The organism is Pandoraea sp. PE-S2T-3 (assembly GCF_002179965.1).
In the GTDB taxonomy this organism is placed as follows: Bacteria; Pseudomonadota; Gammaproteobacteria; order Burkholderiales; family Burkholderiaceae; genus Pandoraea.
The window spans coordinates 160,762-174,933 of the sequence record NZ_NGUQ01000008.1 but is presented as its reverse complement, the minus strand read 5'-3'; the positions used below and the strand labels follow the sequence as shown (position 1 = coordinate 174,933).

Sequence of the window (14,172 nt, the reverse complement as noted above, 5' to 3'; positions counted from 1 at the left end):
CATAGGGCCGGGGTGCTGCACCGCGCCAATATAGAATGTGGCGATATTCGATCTCGAAACGGCATGACCATGGTGTCGCTGCGGCAGTTGCGGTATTTCCTCGAAGTGGTGGATGCGGGCGGCTTCAGCGCGGCCGCTGAACGGCTGTTTGTCGCGCAGTCGGCGCTGAGCCGTCAGATCTCGGAACTCGAACGCGAATTGCAGGCGGTACTGCTGGAGCGCTCTTCCAAGGGCGTGGCGCTGACGCCCGCCGGACGCACGTTCGTCGACGAAGCGCGCCGTGTGCTCACCGAACTCGAAGGGTCGGTGGCGCTCACACGCAGCGTGGCGCGCGGTGAGCAGGGTTCGGTGCGCCTCGCGCATTCCACCTCGGTGCCGTTTGCGGGCGAACTGCCTGCCGCGTTGCACGCGCATTTGTCTGCCAACGCGGGGGTCAGTGTTGAGATATCGACGTTGTCGTCCGAGCAGCAGCAAGACGAAATCGAAGCCGGCCGCATCGATCTCGGGCTCGTGCGTTTGCCGGTGCTGCGCCCCGCGCCGTCGCTGATCTGCGAGCGCATCGCCGTCGAGCGTCTGGTGTTGCTGGTGCCGGGCGGGCATCCGTTGGCCCGTGAGACGTCCATCCGTGTGGCGGCGCTCGCCGACGAGCCCTTTGTCTCAATTCCTCATCGCGAGCGCGGCGGCCTGAGCTACCGGGTAGCGCAGTTGTGCCAGCAGCATGGGTTCTTTCCCCGCGCGGCGGCGGCGACCTCGCGCAAAATCGCCCAAATGAATCTGGTCGAGGCGGGCTTCGGCGTGGCCATCGTGCCGGAAAGTCTGGCCGCGATGGCAGGGCCCGGGGTCTGCCGGGTGACGCTCGACGACCCGCATGCCGTGTGCGAAGTCGCGTTGCTGCGCCGCCGCGATGCCGGGGCGCTTGCCGTGGCGTTGGGGGACGCGCTGAAGCTTGCACTATGCGCTATCGCAATCCCTGACGGACTTTGAACCCCCGCAGTAAGTCCCGCGTAAGGCGTGCATGAGAGGGTGCCCCCATAAGGTGCGGAAAACACGCGGGGCAGGCCCGCAAGCCGGCTGCGACAGCGTCGCGGACGGGCTTGTGCGAAGCGAGGAAACCCTCAAGTCGGCCGTTTTTTCTCCCGTTATACTTTTCGACACATCAGCGCAGGGCGCGCACGCCGGACCGGCAGGCGCGCACCTTCGCCATAAAAATCAGATCAGAGATGCGAGGAGACGACGATGGGGCTATTCACGCGCCGCGGGGCAGCCGCGCAGACCGTCACAATCATGAGCGAGGTGGCCGACAGTGCCGGCACCCTTGGCATCGAGCTGTGCGATATCGCCGGTAATGTCGACGAAATCGCCGTGCGCATCAAACGGCAGGCCGAAGTGTTTCAGGAGCTTCAGCGCGCCGCCGCCGACACCAGCGAAGGGAATCAGCAGATTGCCGCCGCCGCGCGCGAAGCCCGCGACGTCGCCGATCGGGCGAGCGCCGAGATTGCCGCGTCGCGCGGTACTGCCGACGCTTCGCTCGCGTCCATTCACGGGCTGGTCGAAGGGGTGTCGGGCATGGCCGGTGAAATTGCCGGTCTGCGCGATGCACTCGAACACGTGGGCAAGGTGGCCGAAGGCATTTCGGTCATTGCGCGCCAGACCAATCTTCTCGCCCTCAATGCTGCGATCGAAGCCGCCCGCGCCGGTGTCGCGGGTCGCAGCTTTGCGGTCGTGGCCACTGAAGTCAAACAGTTGGCAAGCAAGACCTCGGAAGCCACTCAGCAAATCGAACAAACGCTCGCCGCACTGGCGGAGCGCACCCAGCGGCTGATGCGCGAGAGCAACACCAACGTGGCCCGCGCAAATGAAGCGCGCGAAGGCACGCGAGCCATTGCGAGTGTGATCGAGACGGCGGGCACCGCGCTCGACACGTTCGACCGTCAGGCCGGGCAGATCGTGCAGGCGAGCGAAGCCATCGAGAACGAATGCAGCACGCTCGTCGCGCACGTCGATGAAATGGCCGATGGGGTCGCACACTCCGCCGAGCATGTTGAGAACGCACGCGAACGGATCAACGGGTTGCTCTCGGTATCGGAGCACCTGATCGGCCTGATTGCCGAGGCGGATGTGGAAACGGAAGACACACCGTTCATTCGCGCAGTACGGCGCGCCGCGAAGCAGGTGGGCGAGACCTTCGAGGCGGCGCTCGCCAAGGGCAAGATCAGCGAACAGGAGTTGTTCGATCGTCGCTACGAACCAATTCCGGGGTCGAACCCGCAGCAACTGATGGCGCGCTTCACGCGCTTTACCGACGAAACGCTGCCGACGATTCAAGAGCCGTTGCTCTCACTGAGCGAGCGCATCGCCTTTTGCGCCGCCGTCGACGAGAACGGCTATCTGCCGACGCATAACCGCAAGTTCTCGCAATCGCCCACCAACGATCCGGTATGGAATGCGGCACATTGCCGCAACCGGCGATTGTTCAACGACCGCACGGGCGCGGCCGCCGGGAGCAACACGAAACCGCTGCTGTTGCAGACGTATCGGCGCGATATGGGCGGGGGCGAGTTCGTGGTGATGAAGGATGCGTCTGCGCCCATCTATGTGAACGGGCGTCACTGGGGCGGCTTCCGGATCGCGTATCGCGTGATGGCGTAGTCAAGCAGATGCAGGGGCTTGCCGCCGCGTGCCCATGAAAAAACGCGCCACCGACGAAAGCATCGGTGGCGCGTTTTTTTTTGAATGAGGGCATCAGGTCATGCGTCTGTCGTCCTCATTCGTCGATCGATTCTGGCCGATATCAATAGCCGTACCATTGGCCATGACGCCAGTAGCCGCGGCCGTAGCCGTAGGGGCGCCCGTAGTAGGGGCGGCCGTAGTACACCGGCGCCGGGGCGACATAAACCGGCGGCGGGCCATAGTAGGCGGGCGCTGGGGCAACATAGACGGGCGGGGGCGGTGCCACGTAGACGGGCGGCGGTGCGTAGACCGGGCCCGGGACGACGAGCGGCACACCGATGCCGATGCCCACCGAGACGTGTGCCTGCGCAGTTCCGATCGCACCCGCGGCGAGCGCGACTCCGGCGATGGCAAGGGCGGCAAACTTGGCTTTCATGATATTTCTCCTGCGGACTTGGCAGCGTACTGATAACAGCGCCCGGACGGCACCATGCCGGCCGACTCGCCGGGTGCCCGCCGGCACCTTGGGTTTGTCAGATTCCTTGGCTTAACTTTACTGAAGTTCCGAAACGCGGGTGCTGCGCAATTGTTGCAAAGTATGCGCATTCGCACGGGGTGGGGAACGTTCGGGCGTGGAAAAGCGGCCGCCAAACGTGTGAATCGCGCACCCATTCTATTCAGAATCAACGGTTTGCGCTCGTTTCGGTTGACGACAGCGGTGGTCGTGGATGCGCGAAACGGGTGACAGCGGCGCGGCACTTGTTACATTCATTTACATGGCCGCCTGCGCGCTGTGGTGCAAAAACAGCGGCGGATGCCGCTTGCGCGACATCCGCCTGCCGTCGGTGCCTCTTCCTGCCGGGCGTGCTGTCCCCGTGGACAACGGTCGGACCGCGCGCCTGCCGAGACACCTCTCCTCCCCTGCTAAACCGGGCGCGGCACCGCCGCGGGTTCGGGTACTGCTGTCGTCAACGTCTTTGCTACGTCTTGTTTATTGATTGAAGCGCACCTTGGCGTCGGCCATGCAGGCATCCTTGCTGTTGCCCGTCATGCTGTCGCAACGCTCCACGGCAGCCTTGTACTGGGCCTTGTTCGCATCGGCGTTGGCATCCTGACGCGCAGTCGCGGTGTCCTTGGACGACTCGCGGCTCGTGCGCATCACTTTGGCGTCGCCATAAGCCTTGGTCTTGGCGGCGTCGGCATCCTTCGCGCAGACATCCTTTTCGTTGCCCTTCTTGTCGTCGCAGCGCAGCTTGGCGACGCTGTAGTCGGCATCGGCCTTCGCGACTGCCGCGTCATAACGCGCCTTCGGCGTGTTCTTGTAGTCGGCTTCCGCATTGGCCTTGGCAACCTTCTCGTTGCCCTTGGCGTTCTCGACACAGACCTTCTTGGCGTTGTCCTTCAGGTCTTCGCAACGCGCGACCGATGCCTTGTAGTCGGCCTCGGCAGATTTCTGCGCGGCGTCGTAGCGGTCTTTGGTGGCGGCGTCGGCGGCGCTGGCCGAGGCAGCGCCAAAGGCGCTTGCGGCCAGCACGGCACAGGTCAGCCAGTTCAGAGCGAGTCGGTGTTGCATGTCAAAGTCCTCCAGTGAACGAGCAGATAGTTGATGTCTTCGTGGGCTTCGTTGTCTTCGCTAGCCGTTACTTGTTGCGGTCGGCGGCACCCTGGATGGCTTCACCACCCTTTTCGATGTCCGTACCCGCACCGTGGACGGTGTTGCAGCCAGCAAGACCCAGCGCGAAGCCGGAGAGCAGAGCGATGGCGATCAGTCGTTTCATTTGAGTTCTCCTTGAGAGATAGCGATAGCGGCGGCGATAGTGGCCAAGGGTGCTAACAACGGTGCCGGGGAAGCGCTCCATGGCGCTTCGATGCCGTTCGGCACCTGCTGCCGGTGCGTCCGCCTCCCTACGGACGCGACCGTGGTGCTTACCAGAGCTTGTGGTCCTTGTTCCAGGTGTCGACTTCACGTTCCGCCTCGGCCTTTTCCTTGCCGTAGCGTTCCTGGATCACGCCCACGAACTTGTCGCGGTTGCCTTCGATCTTGAGCAGATCGTCATCGGTCACCTTGCCCCACTGCTTCTTGGCTTCGCCCTTCAGTTGATTCCACTTGCCCTTGATCTGATCCGAGTTCATAACAACTCCTTTCCGGTTGGGATTGGGTACTCCGAGGTACTGACTGCTTCATGCGATGGCGCCGTTGCGCCGTCGCCGCAGTTGCCGCCCGGTGTGGCGGCGGTTGATTCCATGGTAGGGAGTGCCAATCGTTCGCGCTGTCAGTGAGACCAGCGTCGCGCTGTAGGCGGAGTCGGGTAGCGCTGTCAGCGCATTCCCACGGGGGAGGGCGGCGTGCCGTCGGGCCGGTCGGCTTGATCGGCCTGCGCGGTGTGATCGGAGGGGACGGCAGGGGATGCCGGGGTGGTGGAATCGGTGGAACTGGGGGAATTGGGGGCGTCAGTGCGATTGGCGCTATCCGCGCCATAAATCACATTGCCCGGGTCGGTCATGTCGAGCGCATCGGCCGGGTTGCACAGCGGCATCACCACCTGAATCTCGGTGCCGATTCGCTCCGGCAGCGAGTGGATATCGATGCGCCCGCCGCGCGCCGAGACGCGTTGACGCATGCCGAACAGACCATGCGTCTTCGGCTTGTTGAACTGGTCAGGCGTGAGGCCGATACCGTTGTCGATGACTTCGAGGCGCACGCGCTGATCGTCGCAGGCGAGCGCGACCCGAATCGTCGTCGCGCGGGCATATTTGCCCGCATTCGTCAGCGCTTCCTGCGCCACGCGGAACAGCGCAATGGCCGTGGCTTCCGGCAGGGCGAAATCTTCTTCCGGCAGATCGAGATCGAGCTGCCAGTGCTGTTGGTCGGCGGCTTCTTCCGCGAGCGAGCGCAGGGCGGTCACGAGACCGAAATTGATCAGTACCGTGGGGCGCAGATTCTCGATGATGCGGCGCTTGATCTGGATGCCGGAGTCGAGATTGCGCTGCGCACGCGCGAGTTTTTCGGCGATGACGGTGTCGGTGTTGCGCAGTTTGTGGTGCGCCCACGTGACGTCCATCTTGCATGCGGTGAGGATCGCGCCCAGCTCGTCGTGCAACTCGCGCGAGAGCCGCGTCTTCTCGTCTTCGCTCACGTTCTGCAAGTGTGTGGCCAGTTCGTCGAGCTGTTCGGTGCGCTCGCGCACGAGGCGGTCGAGGTGCGCCTGTTGTTCATGCAATTGATCGCGCGCGAGTTGCTCCTGACGCATCTGCCGGCCAAGCGTGCGGAACAGCAGGATGAACAACAGAATCGTCAGCACCGAGAGTGCGCCAGCGCTGATGGCGGAGATGGCCTGATCGAAGCGGCCGTCGTCCTGCGCGGTGCGCGCGCGCGCGAGTTCACGGTTGTACAGATCGGTGATGGCGTTCTGCACGGGTTCCATCGTGCCGATGCCGAGATTGTTCGGGGCGAGCGCTTCTTCGAGATTCATTTCGCCCTGCCTGACGGCAGCGCGAGCGGTTTCCATCGCGGTAATGCGCTGCGAGAACAGCGTCATCACGTCGGCGAATTCGCGCGCCGCCTGCGCGTCGTGCACATCTTCGTAATGCTGGATGACGAGCGCGGCCAGATCGCGAATGCGGCGTACGGCCGAGAGGTACGGGTCGAGATAGATCGGGTTGTTCGTGAGCAGATAACCGCGCTGGCTCGATACCACCGTGGAGGTGCGCGCCATGATCTCGTTGAGCTCGTTGGCGGCGGTCATCGCTTGCAGCGCGGCCTCGTAAGTCGAGGCCAGCCGCCGGTGCGCCGACTCCAGCCCGATCAGGCTCCCGACCGTGATCACGATCGCGGCGATCATGGCAATGATCCAGCTTCGGCGACGCAACCAGGACGTGAACAAACGGGGCATTGAAGGGCCAAGGGAGGGTAGGGGGCGCTTCGATCATAAGTCGAAAATCAACCGATAGCGCGAAATGTCAGCCAATTCCTACGTAAAAACCAGCGCCACCCGGGCATTCTCGGCGGCGCTGTTTTTCTACCATACATTCAGCGCCGAACGTTTTGCATGCCATGTGCGCCACCCGAAAGACGGGATACATGGGCACGCCAAGCGCCGCGGAGCACACGCAAGCCTCAGGGAAGTGAAGGGTAAAACAAGGAGAACGCTATGTTGAAGTGGGCTTTGTTGTTCGCACTGATCTCGATCGTGGCGGGCCTGCTGGGCTTTACAGGGATCGCCGCCGGTGCGGCTGGGGTCGCCAAGATCCTCTTCGTGCTGTTCCTGGTGTTGTTCGTGATCTTCCTGCTGCTCGGTCTGACCGTCGCCAAGAAGATCGTCGACTAGCCGGTGCCGCCCGGGCCACCCGTCGAGGGGGCCCAGGCGGCCCGAATAAGCTGCCAACGCTGTCAATGCTGGTCTGGGCCGTCATTTTTGCAAGGAGCTAGCGATGCTTCACTACGCCGTCGTGTTTTTCGTGATCGCGCTGATCGCCGCAGTGTTCGGCTTCACCGGCATTGCCGCCGGCGCCGCCGAAATCGCCAAGATTCTGTTCTTCATCTTCCTCGTGATCTTTTTGGTCACGCTGCTGTTCGGCGTGGTCCGACGATAGCCGGGTGCGGCCGGTGCCGGGAGATCGATCGTCCGATAGTGATTTGACGACCGGCTCCCGGGCCTGAACGCCCCTTCCCCACAAAACACTCGCAGGAGAATTCGCTCATGCATACCGCCAAGCACGCCAAGCAACACGCCAAGACGCAAGGCAAGCCCGCCATCAAGGGCAACGGTCATAGCGCTCACGCCGGCGAGGACTTCGAAATCGATGTCCGTGCCCTGCGTGAGCGTGCCCGCGAGCATCTGGACGATGGTGCGGTGACGGAAGACTATCGCGCCGATCGCGATGCTGTCGTGCATATGCTCAATGACGCGCTCGCCACCGAACTGGTGTGCGTGCTGCGCTACAAGCGCCACCATTTCATGGCCACCGGCATCCATGCCGAGCCGGTTGCCGCCGAATTTGCCGAGCACGCCGCTCAGGAACAAGACCACGCGGACCGCATTGCGACGCGTATCGTGCAGTTGGGCGGCGAGCCCGATTTCGCGCCGGACAGCCTGTCGGCGCGCAGCCATGCCGAATATGTCGCCGGGAAGAACCTGCGCGAAATGATTCGCGAAAATCTCGTCGCGGAACGCATCGCGATTGAGAGTTACCGCGAGATGATTCATTATTTGGGCGACCGGGATACCACGACGCGGCGTATGCTCGAGGAAATTCTGGCTGTCGAGGAAGAGCACGCCGACGATATGCGCGACCTGCTCGACCGGGAGTGAAGGTCATGGCCAACGCGCCGAAGGGTAGCGACCGGACCGATGGGGACAGTCTCTGGAGCTTAGATGTCACTGACAATAAAAATCCTGATTGCCGACGATCACGCCATCGTTCGCACCGGCTTCAAGCAGTTCATCGCGGACGAGTCGGACATGGAAGTGTTGGGCGAGGCTGCGAGCGGCGACGAAGTGATTCGTGCCGTGCGCGATACGGCGTTCGATGTCGTGCTGTTGGATATCGCCATGCCTGACAAGAACGGCATCGACACCTTGCGTGTGATCAAGCAGTTGCGTCCGCAGCAGGGGGTGCTGTTCCTGTCGACGTATCCGGAAGCGCAGTACGCAGTGAATCTGCTGCGCGCCGGTGCCAACGGCTATCTGATGAAGGATGCGGCGCCCGAAGAGATCATCCGGGCGATTCGCACGGTGGCGCGCGGCCACCGCTATGTCAGCGAGATCACCGCCGATTTGCTCGCGCAGAAGCTCGATCAACCGATCGACGAGCCGATGCATGAGCAGCTCTCCGAGCGCGAGTTTCAGGTGTTCTGCAAGCTCGCGCAGGGCCGTACGCCCACCGAGATCGCGGAGGAACTGCATTTGTCAGTGAAGACCGTGAGCACGTATCGCGCGCGCGTGCTCGAAAAGATGCATTTGAAAACCAATGCCGATCTGACGCTCTACGCGCTCAAGAACGGTCTGATCAGTTGATGAGAGGCAGTTATGTCAACCGGGAAAGCGACAACGCTGACGGGGTCCCGCTCTCCCCTTAAGGTGCTGTTGATCGAGGACTCGGCGGTCATTCGCGAGAGCCTGTCAGAAGCACTCGGTTCGACCGGGATGCTTGAGGTGGCAGGGGTTGCGGAAACCGCCGACGACGCGGTTCGCACGCTTAAGGAGGATTCGTACGACGCGGTGATCGTCGATATCCAACTGCGGCGCGGCTCAGGCATGGACGTACTGTCCTACCTGCACGACGCCGGCCTGTTGCCTCACCTGATGGCCATTGTGCTCACGAATTACGCGCTGGCGACGTATCGCAAGCGTTGCCAGCAGCTTGGCGTGCAGTATTTTTTCGACAAATCGCTCGAATTCGACCGCGTGATCGAGGTTCTCGACGATTTCGCCACCGGCCGGCAGGCCTGAGCGGCGGACCTTTCCCGGACTACCGTTGAATTCCCATATAAAGGGATCGAATTTTATTATTTTCAACTATTTAGGTGCATGGGCTAAAATATCGCCTTTGCGCTAAATACCGGGTCAACGGCGGCGCACTGCGGGTAGTTTCGGCAGTGAGCTGCTATTTTTTTGCATGATCGAACTCCAGAACATTACCCAGCGCTTCGCTGGGCCCAAGGGGCCGATCGACGCGCTCTCCAATATCAGCCTGTCGATCGAGCGCGGCGAAGTTTTCGGCATCATCGGCCGAAGCGGCGCCGGCAAGAGCACGCTCGTGCGTGTGATCAACCTGCTCAACCGTCCGAGCGACGGCAGCGTTCGCGTGGACGGGCAGGATCTCACCGCCCTCTCGTCGGACGAATTGCGCAAAGCGCGCCGCCGTATCGGCATGATCTTCCAGCATTTCAACCTGCTCAGCTCGCGCACGGTGTACGACAACGTCGCGCTGCCGCTGGAGCTGGCCGGCCTGTCGGCGGATGAAATTCGCGCGAAGGTGCTGCCGCTGCTCGAACTCGTGGGCCTGACGGCGCAGAAGGATCGTTACCCGGCGCAGATTTCCGGCGGTCAGAAGCAGCGCGTGGGCATTGCCCGGGCGCTCGCCAGCGAACCGCAGGTGTTGCTCTCGGATGAAGCCACGTCGGCGCTCGACCCGGAGACCACGCGCTCGATTCTCGATTTGCTCAAGCGCATCAACCGTGAACTCGGTCTGACCATCGTGCTGATCACCCATCAGATGGAAGTGATCAAGCAGGTGTGCGATCGCGTGGCCGTGCTCGACGCCGGCCGCGTGGTGGAACAGGGCCGCGTGATCGACGTGTTCCTGCGTCCGCGTCACGAAGTCACGCGCGCCATGATCGGCGACGTGATCGCCCAAGAGCTGCCGGCAGGCGTGCGCGAGCGTATCGCTTCGCGCATCGGCAACGGGCACGATCACCTGTACCGGCTGGCTTTCTCGGGTGCCGGGGTGGATCAGCCGCTGCTCTCGGAAGCGATTCGACGCTACGAACTCGATTTCAATATCCTGCATGGCCAGATCGACGAGATCCAGGGGCAGGCTTTCGGATCGCTCGCCGTGATGGCCGGCGGTACCCCGGCCCGTGTGGCCGAAGCCATGGCGTTCCTCGCCAGTCAAGGCGTCGTTGTCGAGGAGATGAGCCATGTGGAGTGAAATGTTTGATCTGTTCGTCTCGTCGTTCTGGGAGACGATCATCATGGTCGGGATCTCCGGCCTGATTGGTGCAGTGGTCGGCGTGCCGCTAGGCGTGCTGCTGTATCTGACCGATCGCAATGGCGTGTTGCAGAACCTGCCGACCAATCGCATCGTCGGCATTCTCGTCAACGCCGTGCGTTCCACGCCGTTCATCATCTTGCTGGTCGCCGTCATCCCGTTCACGCGCCTGATCGTCGGTTCGTCGATCGGTACGATGGCCGCCGTGGTGCCGCTGACCATCGCCGCTGCGCCGTTTGTCGCGCGTCTGGTCGAGACGGCCCTGCGTGAAGTCGACCGTGGTTTGATCGAAGCCGCCCAATCGATGGGCGCGACCACGGGTCAGATCGTCATGAAGGTACTGCTGCCCGAGGCGCTGCCCGGCATCGTCGCCGGCCTGACCATCACGTTCGTGAGCCTGGTCGGCTACTCGGCCATGGCCGGTGCCATCGGTGGCGGCGGCCTGGGTGATCTGGGGATTCGTTACGGTTATCAACGATTCCTGCCCGAAGTGATGATCACGGTGGTGCTGATCCTGATCGTCTTCGTGCAACTGGTGCAGACGTTCGGCGACTGGCTGGTGCGCCGCCTGAGCCACAAGTAATTCATTCTGTTTTCGGAATAACATCGTCGCCGGCGAGCCGGCACTTACACGCGGGGGTTTTTCTCATGCAACGTCGTACGATTTTCAAACTGCTGGCCGGTGTGGGTGCCGCCACGGTGTTCGCCACGCAACTCGCCGCACCGGCCGCTGCTGCCGATGCCGTCAACCTGAAGGTCGGTGTGACGGGTGGCCCGCACGCGCAGATTTTCGATGAAGTGAAGAAGGTCGCCGCCAAGAACGGCCTGAATCTCAAGGTCATCGAATTCAGCGACTACGTGCAGCCGAATGCCGCGCTGTCGTCGGGCGATCTCGACGTGAACAGCTACCAGCACCAGCCGTACCTCGACGCGCAGGTGAAGGACCGTGGCTACAAGCTCGTGTCGATTGCCAAGACCGTGATCTTCCCGATGGGCGTGTACTCGAAGAAGATCAAGTCGCTGGCCGACCTGAAGGCCGGCGCCAAGGTGTCGCTGCCGAACGATCCGACCAACGGTGGCCGCGCGTTGTTGCTGCTGCAAAAGAACGGCCTGATCAAGCTGCGCCCCGACGCCGGCCTGAAGGCGACGCCGATCGACGTGATCGAGAATCCGAAGAAGCTGAAGTTCGTGGAACTGGATGCCGCCCAACTGCCGCGCTCGCTCGACGACGTGGACGTGGCGGTCATCAACACCAACTTCGCTATGGAAGCCGGTCTGAACCCGAAGCGTGATGCCATCGCCATCGAAGATGCCAATGGCCCGTACGCCAACGTGCTCGTCGTGCGCGCGGCCGACAAGGACAAGCCGTGGGTGGCCCAGTTGATCAAGTCGTACCACTCGCCGGAAGTGAAGGCGTTCATCGAGCAGAAGTTTGGCGGCTCGGTGGTGACGGCCTGGTAAGTTTGGCAAGTCGGCAGACAGTCGGCAGACGCTAATGCGATCTCCCGGAACGGCAGCGCTTCACGGCGCTGCCGTTTTTTTTCGTCCGGACGAAAAGTCGAGCGCTCGTCTGACAGCCGAAATACCAAGCTCGCGTGTGTGGCAATTCTGACACTGTCATGGTTTTGTCAAATAACGGCGATAGCCTGTGCGGCAAGTAAAAGAGGGTGCCCGCGGGCACCGTCACAAGACGCGGACATGGGCCTGAGAGCAGCTACCGCAAGCGAAGCACGGGGACCGGGCGAGGGCGCTGCATGGCGCACCATCTCGCCCTCGGGGCGCACGCGCGCACGAGGCGGCATGCCCGCACGACGCAATGCTGTTGGCATGACGGGCGCGCACCGCACCGACTTACGGAGTACCAGTTGAACCGTCCCCCGCCTGTAGCGATTCGTCCGTCGGAGCGCTTCGGCGCCCCTGCGGCATCGCACGAAGCACCTCCCACGGCCTCTGCCGCATCGGCTTCCGCTGCGGCCCTCGCTTCCCTCTCCCAATTCGACGAACCCGACGAGAGCGTGTTGCTCGCGCAGTTGTGCGAGGGCATCGGCCTCACCTGCGTGTTCCAGCCGATTATTGACTTTCGCACGTCCGGCATTGCCGGTTACGAAGGGTTAGTGCGCGGCCCGGCCGGTACGGCAATTCATTCGCCATTGGCGCTGTTTGCTGCCGCCCGTCGCCACGGGTTGAGTGGCCCGCTGGAACTGGCGTGCCGCCGCACGGTGCTGCGCGGGTTCGTCGATCAGGATCTGCCCGAACGGCTGTTTCTGAACATCGGGCCGGTGACGCGGGCTCAGCCGGGCGGTGGTGTGACTGAGTCGCTCGGGTTGGATGAAACGTTTGCCATGCTGCAATCGTTCCGTCTGCCGCCCGAGCGCGTGGTGCTCGAACTCACCGAACATGCGCCGACGCTCGATATCGCGAGCACGCGGGCGTCGCTCACGGCGTATCGGGCGCTCGGCTTCGAAGTGGCGCTGGACGACATGGGTGAGGGCTACGCGAGCTTGCGGCTGTGGTCGGAATTGCGCCCCGATTACGTCAAGATCGACCGGCATTTCGTCGACGGCATCGACAGCGACACGGTCAAGCTTCAGTTCGTGCGCTCCATGCGCCAGATCGCCGAGACGAGCGGCACGCGCGTCATTGCAGAAGGGATCGAACACGCCGAAGAGCTTCAGGTGGTGCGCGATCTCGGTATTTTTCTCGGCCAAGGCTATTTCATCGCACGCCCGGAAGCGCAACCGCAACGGGCGATTACGACGAGTGTGCAGGAAGTCGTGAACGAGCGGCGCGCGTATGTGCATCAGCAACCGAGTCAGCTCGGTGCGGGCAACGTGACGCTGGAGCGCATTGCGTCGTACGTTGCCCCCGTGTCGCCAGACACGCGCAGCGAAGACGTAGTGGCGCGTTTCGAGAGCGATCCGGCGCTGGAAGTGCTGCCCGTGGTGGAGCGCGATCGCGCGGTGGGCCTGATCGGACGCGCCTCGTTGATCGGCCGTTTTGCGCGGCCTTTCACGCGCGAACTGTATGGGCGCAAGCCGTGTTCGGCGGTAATGGAACCGCGCCCGCTGACGTTCGACAAAGCCGCGCGGGTGGAAGACCTGAGCCGCATGATCGCCGAGGGTGCCAGCCGCCAAATTACGGCCGGGTTCATCGTGACCGATCAGGGGCGTTATTTCGGCGTCGCGCAGGGGCACGCGCTCATGCGGCATATCACCGACATGCAGCTCGATGCGGCGCGTTACGCGAATCCGCTGACGCTGCTGCCGGGCAATGTGCCGATCGACGACTATATGGATCGCATGATCGGCGAGCGTCAGTCGTTTCACGCCTGCTATGTCGATCTGGATAACTTCAAGCCGTTCAACGACGTGTTCGGTTACCGGCGCGGCGACGATCTGATTCAACTGGTGGCGCGTGTGCTGATGGCGGTGCGTAACCCCGAACGCGATTTTCTCGGACACATCGGCGGCGACGATTTTCTGATCCTGTTCCGCAGCCCCGACTGGGAAGCGCGTTGCCGCGAAGCCCTCACGCGGTTTGGCGAGGCGGTGACGGAATACTTCCATCCCGATCAGATCGCAGCGGGGGGCTTCGAGGCGGAAGACCGGCGCGGCATGGTGATCTTTCACCCGATCACGAGTCTGTCGATCGGTGTGGTGGCGGTCACGCCGGAGAGTTTTCCGTCGCACGTGGAAGTCTCGGCCGCCGCGGCCGATGCGAAGAAAATGGCCAAGCGCGCGCTCGGCAACAGCCTGTTTATCGAGCGGCGTCGCGCGCATCGGTGAGATC

16 protein-coding genes are annotated in these 14,172 nt (G+C 62.8%); 11 read left to right on the top strand and 5 right to left on the bottom strand.

The window, feature by feature from the left end:
• Positions 1-63 precede the first annotated feature (63 nt).
• Together CDV46_RS06475 and CDV46_RS06470 are read left to right on the top strand one after the other, a co-directional pair.
• Positions 64-984, top strand: a complete 921-nt coding sequence (locus tag CDV46_RS06475; RefSeq protein WP_254915949.1) for a LysR substrate-binding domain-containing protein — start codon at positions 64-66, stop codon at positions 982-984.
• 252 nt (positions 985-1,236) lie between these two features.
• Entirely contained in the window at positions 1,237-2,649 is a 1,413-nt protein-coding gene (locus tag CDV46_RS06470; protein ID WP_087722108.1) for a methyl-accepting chemotaxis protein, read from the top strand.
• 142 nt (positions 2,650-2,791) lie between these two features.
• Here the strand turns inward: CDV46_RS06470 and CDV46_RS06465 are convergent, their stop codons facing one another.
• The 5 genes from CDV46_RS06465 to CDV46_RS06445 form a co-directional block, all read right to left on the bottom strand.
• A complete protein-coding gene (locus tag CDV46_RS06465; protein ID WP_058375586.1) occupies positions 2,792-3,106 on the bottom strand; it encodes a hypothetical protein in 315 nt (104 codons plus the stop codon).
• A 555-nt stretch (positions 3,107-3,661) separates the two neighbouring features.
• Complete coding sequence (locus tag CDV46_RS06460) at positions 3,662-4,243, bottom strand: hypothetical protein (RefSeq protein ID WP_254915948.1); 582 nt, start codon at positions 4,241-4,243, stop codon at positions 3,662-3,664.
• A gap of 67 nt (positions 4,244-4,310) precedes the next feature.
• Positions 4,311-4,448 carry an entericidin A/B family lipoprotein gene (locus CDV46_RS06455; protein ID WP_084656361.1) on the bottom strand — a complete coding sequence of 46 codons (138 nt, stop codon included), beginning with the start codon at positions 4,446-4,448 and terminating at the stop codon, positions 4,311-4,313.
• 148 nt (positions 4,449-4,596) lie between these two features.
• Entirely contained in the window at positions 4,597-4,803 is a 207-nt protein-coding gene (locus CDV46_RS06450; protein ID WP_058375584.1) for a CsbD family protein, read from the bottom strand.
• Between the two features lie 185 nt (positions 4,804-4,988).
• On the bottom strand, positions 4,989-6,512 hold the full coding sequence (locus CDV46_RS06445) for a sensor histidine kinase (RefSeq protein ID WP_176399026.1): 1,524 nt from the start codon (positions 6,510-6,512) through the stop codon (positions 4,989-4,991).
• 309 nt (positions 6,513-6,821) lie between these two features.
• Between CDV46_RS06445 and CDV46_RS06440 the strand changes: the two genes are divergently transcribed.
• The 9 genes from CDV46_RS06440 to CDV46_RS06400 all read left to right on the top strand — a co-directional run bounded on the left by CDV46_RS06440 (position 6,822) and on the right by CDV46_RS06400 (position 14,168).
• On the top strand, positions 6,822-6,998 hold the full coding sequence (locus CDV46_RS06440; RefSeq protein ID WP_064674981.1) for a DUF1328 family protein: 177 nt from the start codon (positions 6,822-6,824) through the stop codon (positions 6,996-6,998).
• 103 nt (positions 6,999-7,101) lie between these two features.
• A complete protein-coding gene (locus CDV46_RS06435; protein ID WP_039374862.1) occupies positions 7,102-7,263 on the top strand; it encodes a DUF1328 domain-containing protein in 162 nt (53 codons plus the stop codon).
• A 107-nt stretch (positions 7,264-7,370) separates the two neighbouring features.
• Positions 7,371-7,982 (top strand): ferritin-like domain-containing protein, encoded by a 612-nt coding sequence (locus tag CDV46_RS06430; protein ID WP_087687360.1) that lies wholly within the window; start codon positions 7,371-7,373, stop codon positions 7,980-7,982.
• A gap of 63 nt (positions 7,983-8,045) precedes the next feature.
• On the top strand, positions 8,046-8,687 hold the full coding sequence (locus CDV46_RS06425) for a response regulator (protein WP_058375582.1): 642 nt from the start codon (positions 8,046-8,048) through the stop codon (positions 8,685-8,687).
• 12 nt (positions 8,688-8,699) lie between these two features.
• The gene (locus CDV46_RS06420) at positions 8,700-9,122 is read left to right on the top strand and encodes a response regulator (RefSeq protein WP_087687361.1); all 423 of its coding nucleotides are present in this window, start codon (positions 8,700-8,702) and stop codon (positions 9,120-9,122) included.
• Between the two features lie 166 nt (positions 9,123-9,288).
• Complete coding sequence (locus CDV46_RS06415) at positions 9,289-10,323, top strand: methionine ABC transporter ATP-binding protein (RefSeq protein WP_087687362.1); 1,035 nt, start codon at positions 9,289-9,291, stop codon at positions 10,321-10,323.
• Entirely contained in the window at positions 10,313-10,966 is a 654-nt protein-coding gene (locus CDV46_RS06410) for a methionine ABC transporter permease (protein ID WP_058375579.1), read from the top strand. The genes CDV46_RS06415 and CDV46_RS06410 overlap by 11 nt, the downstream gene beginning before the upstream one ends.
• A gap of 65 nt (positions 10,967-11,031) precedes the next feature.
• The gene (locus CDV46_RS06405; RefSeq protein WP_087722106.1) at positions 11,032-11,844 is read left to right on the top strand and encodes a MetQ/NlpA family ABC transporter substrate-binding protein; all 813 of its coding nucleotides are present in this window, start codon (positions 11,032-11,034) and stop codon (positions 11,842-11,844) included.
• 404 nt (positions 11,845-12,248) lie between these two features.
• Positions 12,249-14,168 carry a GGDEF domain-containing protein gene (locus CDV46_RS06400; RefSeq protein WP_087687364.1) on the top strand — a complete coding sequence of 640 codons (1,920 nt, stop codon included), beginning with the start codon at positions 12,249-12,251 and terminating at the stop codon, positions 14,166-14,168.
• Positions 14,169-14,172: the final 4 nt, after the last annotated feature.